This is a genomic window from Curvibacter sp. GW821-FHT09D12 (assembly GCF_059416245.1).
Genome location: NZ_JBWKOU010000013.1, coordinates 154,122 through 171,335, shown reverse-complemented (window position 1 = coordinate 171,335; position 17,214 = coordinate 154,122). Strand labels below are relative to the sequence as shown.

Genomic DNA, 17,214 nt, shown 5'->3' with positions numbered 1-17,214 from the left:
GAGTTTAGCGAGACCCCGCCCAAGTTGAGCAGCGCAGCGGACCCTGCGCAGCAGGGCGTGCACGTCGGGTCGCCTTTGGTATTCGCGTAACTTCGCTTCGCGAAGTGAGCGAATCCCCGCTTCGCGACCTTTGCTTACTTTCTTTGGCGAGACAAAGAAAGTGAGGCGCCCGCCGGGGCGCAATCCCGGCCTCCGACCGCAAACAAAGCAAGCGCCTACAGAGCGAAGCGACGCCCAAGATTCACATCTAACCAACGCCACGCCGCTGCGCAGCAGCAGCACATTGAAAGCGCACCTCACCCCCACCTCAAGACATTCCACGCCAACCTCATGCATCCCGTCGCAGCTTGCTGGCAGCAAAAGCCTCAGTACATGAAAGTCTGCTCCAAGGCGCTCGCACAAGGCAAGTGCCTCAACCACATCAGGAGGTCAAAATGACTTGTTTCGCCGCCAGCACCACCGTCAACAAACTGCACTCAGGTCAACGCGCCTCACAGGCTCGAGGGCTGTTGCGCCGCCTGCTCGGGGCCTCCGCATTGCTCGCGCTGAGCCTGTCGGCCCAGGCCTTCCAGGCGGGCCTGCGCCAGATCACCGTGCCCGGGGCAGAGCCGATCCCGGTCGCGCTGTTCTATCCGACACAGGCCGCGGCAAAGCCCATCCCCATGGGACTGTGGGCCCCTGAAGTGGCCCCAGGCGCGCCTGCCGAGGCCCGGTTCAAGGGCTTGATCCTGTTGTCGCATGGCACGGGTGGCAGCGAACTGGGGCACCACAACCTGGCCACCCGCCTGGCCGCGCAAGGCTATCTGGTAGCCGCGCCCCGCCACCCCCATGACGACTGGCAGGATCGGAGCCTGGTCAACTCAGGCCACTATTTCGGCGAACGTGCCCACCAGGCCAGCCGTGTGATCGACGCGGTGCTGGCCGATCCTCAATGGGGCCCCCGGGTACCGGAGGGACGCATCGGGGCGCTGGGACATTCAGCGGGCGGCTACACCGTCATGGCCCTGGCTGCCGACCAGGTCCAGCCTGCGCTGGCGGGGCAGCATTGCCGCCAGGTCAGCGACGACCCCATGTTCTGCCACCTGGGCAAAGGGGCCCTGGCGACGGTCCCGGGTGCCACGCCTACCGCAGCAGTGCCGGAGCAGACCACGCGGGTCGGAGACCCGCGGGTCCGGGCCGTGCTGGCCATGGCGCCTGTCGGCGTGGTGTTTGACGCAGCGGCCCTGCAGCAGGTTCGGGTGCCGGTCCGGATCTACACCGCGCAGTTCGACCAGGTGCTCAACAGCCGTTACCACGGTGACTGGCTGGCCCGTCAGGTGCCGCGGGCCGAGGCCGTGTCGGTGCCTGGGGCGGGACACTTTGCCTTCATGGCCAAGCCATCGCGCTCCATCCCATCGGACGCGGGCGACCCGGCCTCCGATCCCACAGGCTTTGACCGTGAGGCCTTCCAGAAGGGGCTGGCAGACGACGTGGTGGCCTTCTTCGACCGAAGCCTGGATTGACGCGGCGCTCACCCGCGCAGCAGCTGCGGCACCAACACCTTCAAGCCCCGCAGCAGCATCTCCACCGACACCGCCACCAGGATCAGCCCCATCAGGCGCTCAAAAGCCAGCACCACCCGCTCCCCCACCAGCCGCTGGATGCGGTCCGCCAGCACCAGCACCACGGCGCACACCGCCATGGTGACGCTCAGGGCCCCGACCCATTCCAGGCGCCGCTCGGGGGCCTGGGACACCAGCAACAGCACGGTGGCCAGGGCCGAGGGGCCGGCCAGGGCGGGGATGGCCAGGGGCACGATCAGGGGTTCGCCCTCGGGCAGCGGGCTGCCCGACTCGCGGGCACTGGGGAAGATCATGCGCAGTGCGATCAGGAACAGCACCACGGCCCCGGCCAATTGAAGGGCCAGGTCGCTCAGGTTCATCTGGCGCAGAAAGCCCTCGCCCATGAACATGAAGCTCAGCAACAGGCCAAAGGCAATCGCCACCTCCCGCACGATGACCCAGGGCCGACGCCCCGGCGGTACGTTGCGCAAGGCGCTGGCAAAGATCGGGATGTTGCCCAGCGGATCGGTGATCAGCAGCAGCAGGATGGTGGCTGAGGTGAAGGTGTAGCTGGTCACGGCGTCAGGTCTTGCGTCATGTTTCGTAGACGGTGCTCAGCGAGTCGAAACCCTTGACCTCGATCGGGTTGCCGAAGGGGTCGCAGAAGAACATCGTCCACTGCTGGCCAGGCTGACCGGCAAAGCGCAGCTGCGGCGGCAGCACGAACTCGGTGCCTGCGGCCTGCAAGCGCGCGGCCAGGGCCTGCCAGGCCGGGGTTTCCAGAATCACCCCCAGGTGGGGCATGGGCACCAGCTTGTCGCCCACGTGGCCGGTGGGGGCGGTGGCAAAAGGGGTGCCCAGGTGCAGCGAGATCTGGTGGCCGAAGAAATCGAAATCCACCCAGGTGGCGGTGCTGCGCCCTTCGCGGCAGCCCAGCACATCGCCATAAAAGCGACGTGCCGTGTCCAGGTCGGTGACGTTGTAGGCGAGGTGGAACAGGCTTTTCATGGCGCCGGAGGATAGCAGTCCTGGCGCCGGGCTGCGCGGCTTACCCTGCGCGGGCTTTGCCGGGCAGGCGGCGGGCCAGTTCGGGCAGGGCACGTCGACCGGCCTCGTAGCCGGCCTGGATCATTTCGCGCCGCGCCTGGAAGTCGGTGCTGCTGAAGCGGCTGGTGTCGGGCCGGATCACCAGATCGGCCTGCTTCGCCTCCAGCTGGATCAGGGCCCGCCCCATGATCTCGAAGGACTGCAGAATCACTTCGTACAGACCGGCGCCGGTGTTGTTGCGTGGCGGTGTGCTCACGTCCACCGCGATCACGAAGTCGGCCCCCAACTGCCGTGCCTGTTGCACCGGCAAGGGGCTGACCAGCCCGCCATCGACCAGCTCCTGGCCGTTCACGAGGGCGGGCACGAACACGCCGGGGATGGCGCACGACGCCCGCACGGCCAGCCCGGCGTCGCCGCTTTTCAGGGCCAGCAGCTCACCGCTGACCAATTGGGTGGTCACGGCGCAGAAGGGCAGGCGAAAGCGTTCGATGGGCTGTTGGCGCAACTGCTCGTTGACCAGCTTTTGCAGGGCTTCGCCGGCAAACAGGCCGCGTTTGTTGGCGGCGCTGAGGTCGGCCACATCCAGATCACGCACCCTGAGCGCGATCTCTTCGATCTGCCACGGGCTCATGCCGGCGGCATAGCAGGCGCCGACCAGGGCCCCGGCGCTGGTGCCGGCCACTGCGTCGGCCCGGTAGCCGGCCTCGTCCAGGGCCTTCAGCACGCCGATGTGGGCAAAACCGCGCGCGGAGCCCCCACCGAGCGCCAGCGCCACCCGGGGCCCCAGTTGGCCAATGGGCTTGCTGGGCGGGCTGGCGGGTCCCGGTGTCACGGGCCTGAGCGTGGCTTGGGCACTGCGGGCCAGAAACGCCAGGCCCAGCAGGGCAGGCCCCAGGTGGCGCCGTGGCAGGCGATCGATCGAGGGCCGTGTCGTCATGACGCGGCGGCCGGACGAACCAGGCCCTGATCGATCAGGGACTTGAGTCGCTCCCAGGCGGATTCGAAGGCGTTGGGGGCTTCGCCGCGGGTCAGGGTGTCCAGTTGCTCGTCCAGCACCAGCACCTCGACGCGCCGGTTCAGGCGCCGCCCCTCCTCGGTGGCGTTCGAGGCCACCGGTCGTTTGTAGGAATAGGCTTCGGTCTTCAGCCTTGGCTCGGGCACGCCCAGGGTGATCAGTGCGCGCCGCACGGTCTGTGCGCGGGCTTCGGACAAAGCCTGATTGGTGGCGTCCGAGCCGGTGTTGTCGGTGTGGCCCTCCAGCACCACCGGGTGATCGGTCTTGTGCAGCAGCAGGTCGGCCACGCGGCTCAGGTAGGGGCCCGATTCGGCCGGGTTCAGGCTGGCCTGGCCGGTCTCGAAAAGTGCCGTGCCGGGCAGGAAGATCTGCACCCCCCGTGGCGATTGCGCCACGGCCAGCGTGGGGCCGCTGTAGACCATGGGGGCCGGCGGCGTTGGTGTCGGGGCCGGTGGCGGGCTCTGGCAAGCGCTCAGGGCCCATGCAGCGGCCAGCAGCACGGTGTGTCGGAGGGAGGTGGGGCGGGCGTTGAGGGGCATGTCGGCGATGACCGAAGTGAGCAGAGTGGATTATCGAAACACCCTCCGGCTCCCGTGCCGCGCCGCCTCGCAAGTTCCTGCGCTCAGTGTGACATTCCGCGCAGAAAGCCCAAATTGAAAGCAATTGTTTCAACGACACAGCCCCCGGGCCGGAGGGCGACGGGGGCTGTGTCGGGGCCGCGCGGGCTTCAGGCCACGGACGGGTCGGCGGCCAGGTTGTCGAACTTCTTGAAGTACTGGCGGGCCAGGGCCACCAGTTGGGCGTCGGTGGGATGGTCGGCGGCAATCGAGTCGACGATCACGCCAGCAATCGCCTTCTGGTGGCTGTTGCACCAGTCACGGAAGTTGTTGCGGGCCAGGCCGGGGCCGGTCAGCAGCACTTCGCGGGTGCCGGCCAGGGCTTCGGCGATGGTGGCGTAGAAGGCCACGTCATCGGCGGTCTTTCCCTGGTGCTTGTGGTGGCTGCGCGACTTGATGCGCTGGGCTTCCACGTGCTCGCGGTCAAACATCAGCACATGGGCTTCGGAGTGGTCCAGCCAGACGACGGCGTGAAAAGTAGTCATGAGGTCTCTCTTTCTGAGTTGGGTGATTGAATGAAGTGGGTCAGGCACAGGCTGCGCAGGCAGACTCAGTGCGCGTGGTGGTGTTCCAGGGTTTCCTGGCACTGGATGCAACGTTCGGCTTCCGGGGCGGCATGCAGACGCGCGGCCGGGATCTCGACGCCGCAGGCCAGGCATTCGCCGTAATGGCCCTCGTCCATGCGTTTCAGGGCGGCATCGATGGCCGCCACTTCGGCGGTTTCGCGCTCGTCCAGTGCAAAAGCCAGTTCGCGCTCGGTGGCCGACTGGGCCCGCGAGTCCTCGGGTTGCGGGGCTCGGGCATCGGCCTGGGCACGGTCAACCAGGCCGCCGCGTTGCAGGGCCAGTTGCTCGATCAGCGCGGCGCGCTGAGTCAGCAGTTGTTCGCGGAAGGGTTGGGTGAGGTGGGAGTGCATAGGGGCCTTTCTGATCTCTGGTTCGGCCCGGTCTCCTGGGCCATGGCTTCATGATCTGCCGGGTGTGCGGCGCCGTCTTTGATCATGGTCAAGAGCGCGGGTGGGCGCAAATGGGCGTTGTTGAGGTTTGAAGGGCCATGGAGGTGACAGCGAAATCCGCACCGAGGACCGCACAATCTTGGCGATTCCAACCCGCGATCCAGGAGACCGATATGACGAGCCACGCCACCCCGGCACCCGACTACACGCGCTACACCACCCTGTCCATCAGCCGCCGTGGCACCGAGGGGCAGGTGCTGGACATCCAGATGCGAGCCCTCAACGGCAAGCTGCCCACGGCCGGCCACGCAGGCCATCGCGAACTGGCCGAGATCTGGCGCGATGTGTCGGCCGACGAGAGCGTGCGGGTGGCGGTGCTGCGCGGCGAAGCCGGTGGCTTCTCGGGTGGCGGCGATCTGGCCATGGTGCAGGAGATGAGCGAGAACCACGAAACCCGGGTGCGGGTGTGGAAAGAGGCCAGAGACCTGGTTTACAACCTGATCAACTGCGACAAGCCCATCGTCAGTGCCATGCACGGGCCGGCGGTGGGGGCGGGCCTGGTGGCCGGGTTGCTGGCCGATGTGTCGATCGCCGCGCGCAACGCCCGCATTGTGGACGGCCACACCAAGTTGGGCGTGGCGGCAGGGGACCACGCCGCCATCGTCTGGCCCTTGCTGTGCGGCATGGCGCGGGCCAAGTACTACTTGCTGCTGTGCGAGCCCCTGTCGGGCGAAGAGGCTGAGCGCATCGGCCTGGTGTCGCTGGCGGTGGACGAGGCCGAACTGCTGCCCCGCGCCTACGAGGTGGCCGAGCGCCTGGCCGCGGGCAGCCAGAGCGCCATCCGCTGGACCAAGTACGCACTCAACAACTGGTTGCGTCAGGCCGGGCCGACCTTCGACAGCTCGCTGGCGCTTGAATTCCTGGGCTTTGCCGGCCCCGATGTGCGCGAAGGCATCAACGCCTTGCGCGAACGACGCCCGGCACGGTTTTGACGACCCGTCACACCGGGCCGTGGCGGCTTACTTGCGCCGGCTCATCATGAGTTCGGTGTTGGTCTTGCGGTCGGCGTTGATCTTCTGCACGTGGGGGCGCTCACCCATGCGCTTGAGGTAGTCGCGCACCGGCAGATCGGCCAGGTAGTCACGGCCATAGACGATCTTGGTGGCGCCGCTGATCAGCGGCAGGTGCACGATGGCGGTGCAATCGGCCAGGCTGAATTGGTCGCCGGCGATGAAGGGCTGGTCAAAGCGCGCGAGCTTGGCAAAAGCGGCGATGTTCTTCTCCAGCTGGGCGCTGATCTTTTCGCGGGTGCCTTCGCTCACCTGGCCACCAAAAAAGGCCTGCGGATACAGGTTGCGGGCCACCAGCTCCAGATGCAGCTCCAGGTAGGTGATCAGCTCGCGCACCTTGGCCGCGGCAAAGGGGTCGGCCGGCAGCAGGGGGTGGGCCGGGTGGGTCTGTTCGATGTATTCGCAGATCACGGCCGATTCGCTCAAGGCGCCGTGTTCGGTCTTCAGGTAGGGCACCTTGCCCAGCGGGCTGGCTTTCAGGTCCACCTCGCCCACCCAGGCGAGCTCCTCTTCAAAGGGGAGGCCCTTTTCCAGCAGGGCCAGTTTGACCTTGTTGTAATAGTTGCTTGCCGCAAATCCGCACAGTTTCAGCATCGGGGGTCTCCAGTTGATCATTCGTGATGCCGGCGGCGCGGGGCCGTCGGCGCTTGCCATCGTAAAGGCCTGCCAGGGCAGTCGGGCGTCCCGCGCTTGACTTGCTGCAGTGCGACATAATTCAAGCCATGCCGTTCATCCGCCCACGTCAGCTCTTCGCCCAGTCCATGCTGGCTTGGTTTGTGCTGTTCGTCGGCGCGTCGGTGGCGTCGCCGCTGATCCATCCGGTGGATTGGCAGGAGGTCTGCACGTCGAGCGGTGCACGCCGCCTCGTGGCCGGCACCAATCCGGCGGACGAGTCCGATGGCGTCTGGAGTGCCCTGGCCCATACGCTGGACTGCCCGGCCTGTCTGCCCGGCTTGGCCCCGGCGCCAGGGCGGCTCACCTGGGCCATGCCCAGCGGGCCGACAAGCGGCGCTTTGGCCGTGGGCGGGTGGGGCGGGCCTGTGACCCTGGCCGCCAGCGCCCCCCTGCCGGCACGCGGCCCACCCGGACGGAACTGATTCCGCTCCGGACCGGGCCGGCCCTTGGCGTCGGCTTCGGGCTCAGTCATGCATCCCGGGAACGCTTTTTGCCTGTCCCTGGTGTTCGTCTTATCAAGGGGGTCTTGATGACCTGTCAAGAAATTCAGCTGCCCGGCGAGGCCAAGTCCTTGCGCATGGGCGATTCATTGTTGGAAGCCGGGGCGATTGGCCCGGTGTGGCGCGTCACCCGTGGGGTGTTCCGCCTGGAGCGCGTCAGCGACGAGGGCGTGGCCTTTGTCCAGTTGGCCTTGCCGGGGGATCTGCTGGGGGTCGAGGCCTTGTGCAGCGAGCGGTATTCGTTTTCGGCCACCGCCGTGGTCGACAGCGAGGCCGTGCCGCTGGCCCTCGCGGATGACGCGGCCCGGCACCGCGTGCTGGCCGACGCCTTTTTGCAGCAACAGGCCCGCACCGCCGAGGCCGTGCGGCTGCGCAGCGGTACGGTGGCCAGCCGGGTGGACCATTTTCTGACCACGCTGGCGCACGCCACCGGGGTGATCACCCAGCGTGTGCGCGACTGTGATCTGCCCTACCTGCGCGACATTGCCCACATCGTGGATTCGGCGCCCGAGAGCGTGTGCCGGGCCATGGGCGGTCTGGTGGCGCCCCGCACCCGTGCCCGACCGGCGCGGCGCAAGCTGGACTCGGCACTGGCCTGAGTGCCTCAACACGGCCCGAGCTTTACCGCATAATCACCGGCCATGCACATGCTGCGACACGCCCGATACCTTGCCCGCCTGCTGGCGGCCTGGTTTGTGCTGTCGCTGGGCGTGGCCGTGGCGTCGCCCCTGGTGGCGCCGCTCGACATGGAGTTGGTGTGCTCCTCCACCGGCGCCATGAAGGTGCTGGTCAAGTCTGCCGACGGCGGCCAGGCCAGCCAGACCGGCCACACGCTCGACTGCCCGCTGTGCGCTGTGCTGGGGGCTCCGCCTCCGGTGCACACCCTGGTGCTGCCCCCGGTACTGCCGCTGGGCCATGTGCTGCAGAGCATTCCGGCCGCTCGCATCGCGGCCCTCACCGCGGCGCCCCTGCCGCCGCGCGGGCCGCCTGCCCACTCCTGAAATCAGTCCCTCTGCCCAGCCTTCGTCTGCGCTCACCTGGTGAGTGCGTCCGGCGGGTCTTGACCTGTTTTTTCTGGAGTGCCCATGCGCAAAAGCCGCATGGCGTCGGCCCTGGCCGTCGCCTTCCCCCGTGTTTCCTCTTCCGTTGCCGCCCCCGTTCTGACCAGCTTGATGGCCCTGTCCCTGGCGCCCCTGGCCCAGGCGGACGACAACAGCAACACCCCCAGCAAGTCGCTGGGGGTGGTCACCATCAGCAGTGGCCAGCCCAGCTCTCTGCCCACGCAGATCCCCACCACCCTGGAGGGGGCCACCCGTGAGCAGATCGAGACCACCATCAATGCCACCGACAGCGAAGACGCGCTCAAGTACTTCCCCAGCCTGCTGGTGCGCAAACGCTACATCGGCGACTACAACCACGCCATCCTGTCCACCCGGGCCTCGGGCACCGGCAACAGCGCACGCTCCATGGTGTATGCCGACGGCATCCTGCTGTCCAACCTGCTGGGCAATGGGGTCGGCGGCCTGAGCTTTCCGCCGCGCTGGGGCCTGGTGACCCCTGAAGAGATCGAGCGGGTGGACGTGATGTACGGGCCCTTCTCTGCGGCCTACGCGGGCAACTCGGCGGGGGCCGTGGTCGACTACGTGACCCGCATGCCCACGCGATTCGAGGCCCATGTCTCGGCGGGCTTCACCACCCAGCCCTTCGATCTGTACAACACCCAGGACACCTACAAGGCCTGGCAGACCAGCGCCTCCTTGGGCAACAAGAACGGTGACCTGTCGTGGTGGCTCAACTTCAACCACACCGACAGCGACGGCCAGCCCCTGACCTTTGCCACCCGCCTGCTCAGTGCCGGCAGCAGCACCGGCTCGGGCACCGCCGTGACCGGCGCCGTGGCCAACGCCAACAATGTGGGGCAGAAGTGGATCGTGCTGGGCACCGGCACGCAGTACCACACGGTGCAGGACCACGTGAAAGCCAAGCTCGCCTATGACTTCAGCCCCACCGTGCGCGCCAGCTACACCCTGGGTGTGTGGCAGAACAACTCGGTGGGCAGCCCCGTGTCCTACCTGCGCAACGCGGCCGGGCAGACGGTGTACAGCGGGGCCTTCAGCACCGGCGGGCTCAACTACACGGGGTCGCAGGCCCTCACGGGGGCTGACTTTGCGCTGACCCGCCAGACCAGCACGCATTTCATGCATGGCCTGTCCGTCAAGAGCCACACCCAAGGCGAGTGGGACTGGGAGGTGTCCGCCAGTCTGTACGACTACAGCCGCGATCAGTTGCGCCAGAACGCCGCCAGCAACCCGGCCCCGGCGGCCGCCAGCGGCGGCGCCGGCACCCTGGCCGACGGCGGCGGCACCGGCTGGAACACCCTGGCCGCGCGGGGCACCTGGCGCCCGACAGGCCTGCAGGGCGGCCACATCGTCGACTTTGGCGTGCAGCAAGACAGCTACAAGCTCAGCTATGTCACCAGCAGCCTCAGCAACAACTGGCTCAACGATGCCTCGGGCAGCCTGGCTTCGAGCGTGAAGGGCCGCACCCAGCTGCGCAGCCTGTGGGCCCAGGATGTGTGGGCCTTCGCCCCACGCTGGAAGGCCGTGCTCGGTTTGCGCCTGGAAGACTGGACGGCCACCCAGGGCCAGACCGCCTTCTCGGCCAGCAGTGCGCTGGCCTATGCCGAGCGCTCGGTGCAGGCCGCCTCGCCCAAGGCCGCGCTGTCGTGGCAGTGGCTGCCCGACACCGTGCTCAAAGCCTCATTGGGCCGTGCCGTGCGCTTTCCGACCGTGGCCGAGCTGTATGGCGCCACCTCGACCACCAACTCGCAGTACATCAACGATCCGAACCTGAAGCCCGAGCGCTCCTGGACCGCCGAGCTCAGTGCCGAAAAAGACCTGGGCAATGCCCTGGCGCGCCTGACCTGGTTTGCCGAGACCACCCGCGACGCGCTGTACTCGCAGACCGTGTACGACGCCACCGCGAACAAGAACATCAGCCGCGTGCAGAACGTGGGCCGCATCGACACCCAGGGCCTGGAGGCCGCCTTCAATGGCCAGGGTGTCGGTTGGCGCCAGCTGGACGTGCTGGGCAGCGTGACCTATGCGCACTCCATCATCAAAGAGAACGCCGGCTACGTCAGCACCCCGGGCGATACCCTGGGGCGCCAACAACCCAACATCCCGCGCTGGCGTGCCACGGCCCAGGCCACCTGGCATTTCAACCCGCAGTGGAGCGCCAGCCTGGGCGCCCGTTACAGCGGCACCCAGTACCGCACGCTCAACAACGCCGACACCAATGGCTTCACCTACATGGGCGTGAGCCGCTACTTCACCACCGACCTGCGGGTGCTGTGGCGCATCGACAAGACCCTGACGGCGTCGTTCGGCATCGACAACCTGAACAACTACCAGTACTGGAACTTCCACCCTTACCCGCAGCGCAGCTACCAGGCCAATCTGCGGGCTGATTTCTGAAAGCGCATCACATGTTCAAAGCTACCTTCCTCCTGGCCGCGCTGGGCCTGACCGTCGGGCTGAGCGCTGGCGCGCAAGCCCATGTCACGCTGGAGCAGCCCCAGGCCGTCGCCGGCAGTGCCTACAAGGCCGTTTTCAAGGTGGGCCATGCCTGTGGTGAAGGGCAATCCACCACGGCCATCACCGTGCGCGTGCCCGAGGGCTTTCGCGGGGCCCAGCCGGTGCCCAAGGCCGGCTGGACCCTGCGCGTGCAGCGAGCGGCGCTGGCCCAGCCGTATGAAGCCCACGGCCGCGTGGTCAAGGACGACGTGGTCGAGGTGCGCTGGCAGGCTCAGGGGCCCGACAACGCCTTGCCCGGTGCCTACTATGATGAGTTTGTATTGCGTGGCACGCCGGCCGGCCCGGCCGGGCCGCTGTGGTTCAAGGTGCTGCAGGGATGCGACGGTGGCCAGGCCGATTGGGCCGAGGTGCCTGCGGCGGGCAGCGCCACACGGGGCCTGAAAGCCCCGGCGGCCCTGCTGGAGGTACTGCCGCCAGCCCCGGCCCTGACCTCGACAGCCCCAGTCGCTCCCGCAGCCCCGGTGGCCCCGGCCGCCCACGTTCATTGATTTCATCGCCAGAAAGAACCCCATGCAAAAAGCATTCATGACCTTGATCGCCGCCGCCAGCCTCGCGCTGACCACCTTGCCTGCCAGCGCCCAGGTGGTGCAGGTGCAGGGCGCCTGGGCCCGCGCCAGCGTGCCGGGCCAGAAGGCCACCGGTGCCTTCATGACCCTCACCGCCCCTGCCGGGGCCACCCTGGTGGGCGTCAGTTCGCCGGCGGCCGGTGTGGCAGAGGTGCACGAGATGAAGATGGAGGGCGACGTGATGAAGATGCGCGCCCTGCCGTCGCTGGCCTTGCCGGCAGGTCAGGCGGTCGAACTCAAGCCCGGCGGCTACCACGTCATGCTGCTGGACCTCAAGGCTCCGCTGGCCAAGGACAGCCAGGTGCCCCTGACCTTGAAGCTGCGCGACGCCAAGGGCGCCGAAAGCCAGCTCGACATCAGCGTGCCCGTGTCGGCGGTTCCACCCATGGGTGACATGAGCGGCCACCAGCACCACCAGCATTGAGGCGGTGGGCGCCGGCTGATACCCGGTGTCTTTGCTGCAACCAAAGGCAAGCCTTGTGTGCAGCGCACCGATCAAGTGCAAGTCCGCCTGTTCCAGCGGCGGGTCATCCGGTAAGCTGCGGCCATCGATCTCATTTTCAGAAGATGGAGCAGACATGACGGACACCACCCCCTTCGGCTTCGGCAAACTTGTGCCGGGTTTCGACTTCCTGCAGAACCTGGCCAGCTCGGCCGTCAAAGGGGCGCAGCAAGGCCTGCCCAACATGCCCAGTCTTTCGAGCTGGGTGGCCCCCACCCTGAGTGTCGAAGAGATCGAAAAGCGCATCGGCGAACTCAAGGCCGTTCAGTTCTGGCTGGATCAGAACGCCCGTGCCCTGGCCGCCACCATCCAGGCCCTGGAAGTCCAGAAAATGACCCTGGCCACCCTGAAGGGCATGAACTTCAGCATGGGCGATGTGGCCAAGGCCTTCCAGGTCAAGACGGCCGACATGGTGTCGGAGATGCAGAAGGCGTCGGCCAACCTCGCCGCTGCCGCTACCGCCGCCACCTCGGCCGCGGCCCCCGCACCGGCCCCGACGCCGGCACCGCCGCCTGCGCCTGAACCCGAGCCTGCTTCCGCGCCGGCTCAAGCCCAGGCAGATGGCAGCGCCGCCCCAGGCGTGGTCGACCCGCTGCAGTGGTGGGGTGCCCTCACCCAGCAGTTCCAGCAGATCGCCACCGATGCCATCAAGGACACGGCCGTGGCCCAGGCCCTGGACAGCACTCGGAACCTGGCCACCGGCCTGGCGCGTGAGGCCCTCAAGACCACGGCCGAAGCCGTGAGTGCCGGAGTCAAGGCCGCCAAGGCGGCCAAGGCCAGGGCCACCCCCGAAGCCAAGGCGCCCGCTTCGCCCAAGGCGGCGGCCAAAAAGGCACCGGCTGCCCGCAAAGCCCCTGCGGCCAAAAAAGCCCCTGCGGCCAAGAAGGCGGCGCCACGCCGCGCCGCCTGAGGCCGGGCTGGCCCGGTTCAACCGGGCCAGATTGCACTTGACGGGGTTTTGACGCGGCAGAATGGGGGCACGCAGAAGCGGAGTCCTCATGTCACTTTTTCCTCATGGCCACGCCACCCATCCCCAGTGGCGCATGGCAGCCGGCCTGGTACTGGCCCAGTTGCGGGCCCAGATGGCCTTGCCCGGTTATGCGCACAACCCCACGCTGGGCCTGCTCTACATCACCGACCATTACGCCGCCGAGGCCCAGGACCTGCTGGATTTCCTGTCGGCCGAGCTGCCTGAAATCAACGACTGGGCCGGCACCGTGGGCATCGGGGTGGCCGCCAACAACGCTGAATACTTTGACGAGCCCGCCCTGTCCCTGATGCTGTGCGACATCCCGGCTCACCAGTACCGGGTGTTTTCAGGGGTGGCCCCGCTGGGCCTGGGCTTTCAGGCGCATACCGCGCTGGTGCATGCCGACGCTGGCACGCCCGATGTGGCCGAGCTGATTGCCGAGATGGCCGGCCGCACCGACACTGGCTACCTGTTCGGCGGCCTGTCGGCCAGTCGCCACGGCAACGTGCAATTTGCCATCGGCGGTGACGGCAACATCCGTGGCCATGGCGCGGCACGGGGCGTGTTTCGCGGCGGGCTCAGCGGGGTGGCCTTCACTGAAGAGGTGTCGCTGATCTCGCGCGTGACCCAGGGCTGCCTGCCGGTGGCGCCGGTGCACGAGGTCACGGCCGCCGAGGGCCATGTGGTGCTGGCCCTGGATGGCGAGCCGGCGCTGGCTGTGCTGCTGCGCGATCTGCGCGTCACGCTCGACCTGGATGGCCCGCAACGCAGCCCCGCCCTGCAGCAGGCCCTGGAGGTCTTGCGCTCCACTCTGGTGGGGCTGAGTGCGGCCGGCGACGACAGCCTGGACCGGCATGGCCGCTTCGGCACCGACGTGTTGGTGCGTCACATCATCGGGCTCGACCCGGCACGCCAGGGGGTGGCCGTGGCGCACCCGCTGCAGGTGGGCATGCGCCTGGCGTTCTGCCGCCGCGACGTGCAGGCGGCCCGTGCCGACCTGATGCGCATCTGCGCCGAGATCCGAGAAGAGCTGGAGCCCGAGATGCTCTCGGCCGACCAGGCCTCGGCCCTGTCGTCGGGCTTGCCCGAATCCGGGCCGGTGGCCGGGCGCCGCATGGCCGGAGCGGTGTATGTGAGTTGCTCGGGGCGGGGCGGCCCGCATTTCGGCGGCCCCAGTGCCGAGCTGCAGATCGTGCGCCATGCCTTGGGCGACGTGCCCCTGGTGGGGTTTTTTGCGGGCGGCGAGATCGCCCGCCACCACCTTTATGGTTACACCGGTGTGCTGACGGTGTTCACCACCGAGGATTGACCGGTCGCCGTCGGCACCCTCTCGTCCGGGGGACCGTCCGGGATGTCGTCCGGGGTCTCCGACAGGCTCTGGCTGCGTGCATGGGCAATCAGCAGGTCGAACAGTTCGCCCAGCCGGGCCTGGTCCGATTCGGACAGGGCGCCGAAGATGGCCTGGTTGCGCCGTTCGATCACTTCCATCGTGCGGCGCCATTGCAGACGGCCGGCCTCGGTCAGGCTCAGCACCACGCCCCGGCCGTCGGTGGGACTGGCCTGCTTGAGCACCAGCCCTTGATCAACCAGCGACTGCGCGGCCCGGCTGGCCTGACCCTTGTTCAGGTTGGCCCGGTGCGCCAGATCGTTCACCGACAGCGGCTCGAAGGCCCCGATCGAGGCCAGGCAGCGCCCGTCACTCAAGGGCAGGCCGGCCTCGGCCAGGTAGGCGCGCTGGCTCTCCAGGTCGGTCAGTTTGTGCAGCAGGTGCAGCCGGTAGGTCAGGGTGCGCTCCAGCGGCATGGCAGGCATGGCTTCGCGCTGCGCTGCGGTGGAGGATGAGGGGTTGTTCGCCATAGGGGTAAGTCTACCCACGGCCCAGCCCGGACAGGCCCTGGCTTTGGTCCACAATCGTGGCCAGACCTTTTTGGGTCTGGTGTGGGGGCCGCCTGCAGGCGGGGCCGTTTGCCCGCCCATTGACCAGACCATTGACCAGCCCATTTGTCAGCCCATTTGTCAGCCTGTTCACCAGCCCGTTCCTTGTCGGTGTGCCATGTCCGAATCCCTCCAGACTGCCTTCCCTTCTTCATCATCACGCCGCCGCTGGCTGGGCGGTGCCGCGGGCCTTTGCTTGCTGGGAGGCTGGCAGTCTCCGGCCTGGGCCGAGCCTCGCGTGTTGCCCGGTTATGCGGCCTGGAAAGACGCCGCCGCGCTGGAGGAGCACAGCCACCTCGCGCTGGAAACCCGGCGCAGCGCCATGGGCAGCAGCGTCATCACGCCGGCCAGTCAGCTGTTTGTGCGCAGCCATCTGGCGCCCCCCGAATCACGCATCCTCAGTGATCGCGATGCCTGGGTGCTGCAGACCGCCGGCCTGAAGCACGCGCGCGACATCACCCTGGGCGAGCTGCGCGATCTGGGCCTGGAGACGGTCGCCACGGTGCTGCAATCGGCGGGCAATGGCCGGGCGTTTTTCCCGGGCAAGGTCAACGGCTTGCCCTGGGGCGTGGGCGCCGCGGGCTGCGTGGTCTGGAGTGGTGTGCCGCTGCGCCGGGTGGTCAGTGCCCTGGGCGGGCTGCTGCCCGAGGCCCGCTACATCACGGGAACCGGGGCCGAGGTGCTGCCCGAGGGCATTGACCCCTTGAACCTGGTGGCCGAGCGTTCGGTGCCCCTGCGCGCGCTCGACGAGGCCCTGTTGGCCTGGGAGATGAATGGCGAGCCGCTGCCCCTGGCCCACGGCGGCCCGCTGCGCCTCATCGTGCCCGGCTACTACGCCGAGAACCAGATCAAGTACATCCGCCGCCTGGCCTTCACCGAGCAGGAGAGCACGGCCCGCATGATGGCGCGCGATTACCGCCTTACCCCCGCCGGTGCCGAGCCTGGGCCGGGCGACGCGCCGCTGTGGGAGATGGACCTCAAGTCCTGGATCAACAGCCCCGCCCCGGGGGGGCGAGCCCTCAAGCCCGGCCTGGTGCGCGTGCTGGGCGTGGCCTTTGGGGGCACCCGAGCCGTGCGCCAGGTCGAGGTGTCGGTCGATGGCGGCCAGCGCTGGGGCGTGGCCCAGTTTTCCGGCCCCGACCTGGGCCGCTTTGCCTGGCGCCAGTTCGTCTTCGAGACCGAACTGCGCAGCGGCAGCCACGTGCTGGTCTGCCGCGTCACCGATGACGAGGGCCGCGAGCAACCACGCCTGCGCACCGACAACGCGGGCGGCTTTGCCAACAACAGCTGGCTCGATCACGCCGTCAAGGTGCAGGTGGCTTGAGTGGCTGGAGGCGTCGCAGCGCGCTGAAGGCCTCGAACTCCCAGCTGCGCTGGGCCAGCAGCAAGGTGTAACCCTCGCGCTGGCTTTCAGGCAGCTTCTGGTCGGCCAGGTGCTGTTGGGCAAAATCCTGCGCCACGCGCTGCAGCCGTTCCATGAACATCGGGGCCAGGCTGCGACTGATGCTGCCGTGCACCAGCAGCAGCCCCTCGTCCGGCCCCGAGAATGCCCCCGAAAAATAGTCCAGCAGGGCGTGCTCGCGGAAGTAATTCATCACCGGCCCATGCGGGCGCCAGCGGAAGGTCTTGGCCAGCTTCAGGCGGTAACGGTTCAGCGGGCGCAGCTCGATGATGCCCACGCGGTCCAACTGCAGCAGGGCTTTCACCGCCTCGGCCTCGCTGAGCCGGTAGGTCTGGGTGATTTGTTCCAGCGTCCATTGGCTCAGCACGCAGATGGCGCACAGCAGCAGTTTTTTGTCGGCCACCACGGCTCGCTCCTGCGCTTCGGTCATCTGGGCCAGCAGGGGCTGGGCATCGGCCACCCGGCGCGCCAGTTCGGCAAAGTCGAGTCGCAGCGCGCGGCAGATGGCATCGATGCGCGACAAGGACAGGTCGCCCTTGGCCAGCATGCGCTTCACGCTCGATTCGGCCATGCCCAGGGCCCGGGCCAGGTCGGCATAGGTCATCTGCGCGGATTTGAGTTCCTGCTTCAGGATGCGGATCAGGTCGGCGGTGCTGCTCATGGAAGCCTGGAAGGTAATGGGTATTGAAAAATGGTACCAAAAGTGGATTTTTGGCATTCAAGTGCCAAAAACGGGTGATCTCACGCACCGTTTGCGGACACTCCGGGCTCAGGTCCTCGGGTCTGCCTGCCTCTAAACTCGGCCCACCGTTGATTTCTGTCA

General features: G+C 67.7%; 20 protein-coding genes. 11 read left to right on the top strand and 9 right to left on the bottom strand.

What is annotated here, in order from left to right; translation table 11 throughout:
* Nucleotides 1-434 precede the first annotated feature (434 nt).
* The gene (locus AC07PT_RS20420; RefSeq protein WP_494657908.1) at nt 435-1,502 is read left to right on the top strand and encodes an alpha/beta hydrolase family protein; all 1,068 of its coding nucleotides are present in this window, start codon (nt 435-437) and stop codon (nt 1,500-1,502) included.
* A gap of 8 nt (nt 1,503-1,510) precedes the next feature.
* Here AC07PT_RS20420 and AC07PT_RS20415 read toward each other — a convergent pair whose 3' ends face one another.
* The 6 genes from AC07PT_RS20415 to AC07PT_RS20390 all read right to left on the bottom strand — a co-directional run bounded on the left by AC07PT_RS20415 (nt 1,511) and on the right by AC07PT_RS20390 (nt 5,136).
* Nucleotides 1,511-2,119, bottom strand: a complete 609-nt coding sequence (locus tag AC07PT_RS20415) for a MarC family protein (protein WP_492350486.1) — start codon at nt 2,117-2,119, stop codon at nt 1,511-1,513.
* A 16-nt stretch (nt 2,120-2,135) separates the two neighbouring features.
* Nucleotides 2,136-2,549 carry a VOC family protein gene (locus AC07PT_RS20410; protein WP_494657907.1) on the bottom strand — a complete coding sequence of 138 codons (414 nt, stop codon included), beginning with the start codon at nt 2,547-2,549 and terminating at the stop codon, nt 2,136-2,138.
* A gap of 40 nt (nt 2,550-2,589) precedes the next feature.
* The gene (locus AC07PT_RS20405; RefSeq protein ID WP_494657906.1) at nt 2,590-3,525 is read right to left on the bottom strand and encodes a patatin-like phospholipase family protein; all 936 of its coding nucleotides are present in this window, start codon (nt 3,523-3,525) and stop codon (nt 2,590-2,592) included.
* Nucleotides 3,522-4,142 carry an OmpA family protein gene (locus AC07PT_RS20400; RefSeq protein ID WP_494657905.1) on the bottom strand — a complete coding sequence of 207 codons (621 nt, stop codon included), beginning with the start codon at nt 4,140-4,142 and terminating at the stop codon, nt 3,522-3,524. The genes AC07PT_RS20405 and AC07PT_RS20400 overlap by 4 nt, the downstream gene beginning before the upstream one ends.
* Nucleotides 4,143-4,330: 188 nt before the next feature.
* Complete coding sequence (locus AC07PT_RS20395; RefSeq protein WP_492350490.1) at nt 4,331-4,705, bottom strand: hypothetical protein; 375 nt, start codon at nt 4,703-4,705, stop codon at nt 4,331-4,333.
* A gap of 65 nt (nt 4,706-4,770) precedes the next feature.
* Nucleotides 4,771-5,136 (bottom strand): TraR/DksA family transcriptional regulator, encoded by a 366-nt coding sequence (locus AC07PT_RS20390; protein WP_494657904.1) that lies wholly within the window; start codon nt 5,134-5,136, stop codon nt 4,771-4,773.
* Between the two features lie 212 nt (nt 5,137-5,348).
* Between AC07PT_RS20390 and AC07PT_RS20385 the strand changes: the two genes are divergently transcribed.
* On the top strand, nt 5,349-6,167 hold the full coding sequence (locus tag AC07PT_RS20385) for an enoyl-CoA hydratase/isomerase family protein (RefSeq protein WP_492350492.1): 819 nt from the start codon (nt 5,349-5,351) through the stop codon (nt 6,165-6,167).
* Between the two features lie 27 nt (nt 6,168-6,194).
* Here AC07PT_RS20385 and AC07PT_RS20380 read toward each other — a convergent pair whose 3' ends face one another.
* Nucleotides 6,195-6,839 carry a glutathione S-transferase gene (locus tag AC07PT_RS20380; RefSeq protein WP_494657903.1) on the bottom strand — a complete coding sequence of 215 codons (645 nt, stop codon included), beginning with the start codon at nt 6,837-6,839 and terminating at the stop codon, nt 6,195-6,197.
* A 128-nt stretch (nt 6,840-6,967) separates the two neighbouring features.
* Between AC07PT_RS20380 and AC07PT_RS20375 the strand changes: the two genes are divergently transcribed.
* The 8 genes from AC07PT_RS20375 to AC07PT_RS20340 all read left to right on the top strand — a co-directional run bounded on the left by AC07PT_RS20375 (nt 6,968) and on the right by AC07PT_RS20340 (nt 14,363).
* A complete protein-coding gene (locus AC07PT_RS20375; RefSeq protein ID WP_494657902.1) occupies nt 6,968-7,342 on the top strand; it encodes a hypothetical protein in 375 nt (124 codons plus the stop codon).
* 107 nt (nt 7,343-7,449) lie between these two features.
* Nucleotides 7,450-8,019, top strand: coding sequence for a Crp/Fnr family transcriptional regulator (locus tag AC07PT_RS20370; protein WP_492350495.1), 570 nt, complete (start codon nt 7,450-7,452; stop codon nt 8,017-8,019).
* Between the two features lie 42 nt (nt 8,020-8,061).
* Nucleotides 8,062-8,421 (top strand): DUF2946 family protein, encoded by a 360-nt coding sequence (locus tag AC07PT_RS20365; RefSeq protein WP_492350496.1) that lies wholly within the window; start codon nt 8,062-8,064, stop codon nt 8,419-8,421.
* An 84-nt stretch (nt 8,422-8,505) separates the two neighbouring features.
* Nucleotides 8,506-10,896, top strand: coding sequence for a TonB-dependent receptor (locus tag AC07PT_RS20360; protein WP_494657901.1), 2,391 nt, complete (start codon nt 8,506-8,508; stop codon nt 10,894-10,896).
* A gap of 11 nt (nt 10,897-10,907) precedes the next feature.
* Nucleotides 10,908-11,504 carry a YcnI family copper-binding membrane protein gene (locus AC07PT_RS20355; RefSeq protein ID WP_492350498.1) on the top strand — a complete coding sequence of 199 codons (597 nt, stop codon included), beginning with the start codon at nt 10,908-10,910 and terminating at the stop codon, nt 11,502-11,504.
* A gap of 22 nt (nt 11,505-11,526) precedes the next feature.
* On the top strand, nt 11,527-12,006 hold the full coding sequence (locus tag AC07PT_RS20350) for a copper chaperone PCu(A)C (protein ID WP_494657900.1): 480 nt from the start codon (nt 11,527-11,529) through the stop codon (nt 12,004-12,006).
* A gap of 154 nt (nt 12,007-12,160) precedes the next feature.
* Complete coding sequence (locus AC07PT_RS20345) at nt 12,161-12,994, top strand: PhaM family polyhydroxyalkanoate granule multifunctional regulatory protein (protein WP_492350500.1); 834 nt, start codon at nt 12,161-12,163, stop codon at nt 12,992-12,994.
* A gap of 88 nt (nt 12,995-13,082) precedes the next feature.
* Nucleotides 13,083-14,363, top strand: a complete 1,281-nt coding sequence (locus tag AC07PT_RS20340) for an FIST signal transduction protein (RefSeq protein WP_494657899.1) — start codon at nt 13,083-13,085, stop codon at nt 14,361-14,363.
* Here the strand turns inward: AC07PT_RS20340 and AC07PT_RS20335 are convergent.
* On the bottom strand, nt 14,324-14,911 hold the full coding sequence (locus AC07PT_RS20335) for a MarR family winged helix-turn-helix transcriptional regulator (protein WP_494657898.1): 588 nt from the start codon (nt 14,909-14,911) through the stop codon (nt 14,324-14,326). The genes AC07PT_RS20340 and AC07PT_RS20335 overlap by 40 nt on opposite strands.
* Nucleotides 14,912-15,107: 196 nt before the next feature.
* Between AC07PT_RS20335 and AC07PT_RS20330 the strand changes: the two genes are divergently transcribed.
* Entirely contained in the window at nt 15,108-16,313 is a 1,206-nt protein-coding gene (locus AC07PT_RS20330) for a sulfite oxidase (RefSeq protein ID WP_494657897.1), read from the top strand.
* Here AC07PT_RS20330 and AC07PT_RS20325 read toward each other — a convergent pair.
* Entirely contained in the window at nt 16,294-17,052 is a 759-nt protein-coding gene (locus tag AC07PT_RS20325) for a helix-turn-helix domain-containing protein (RefSeq protein ID WP_492350503.1), read from the bottom strand. The genes AC07PT_RS20330 and AC07PT_RS20325 overlap by 20 nt on opposite strands.
* Between the last annotated feature and the right edge of the window lie 162 nt (nt 17,053-17,214).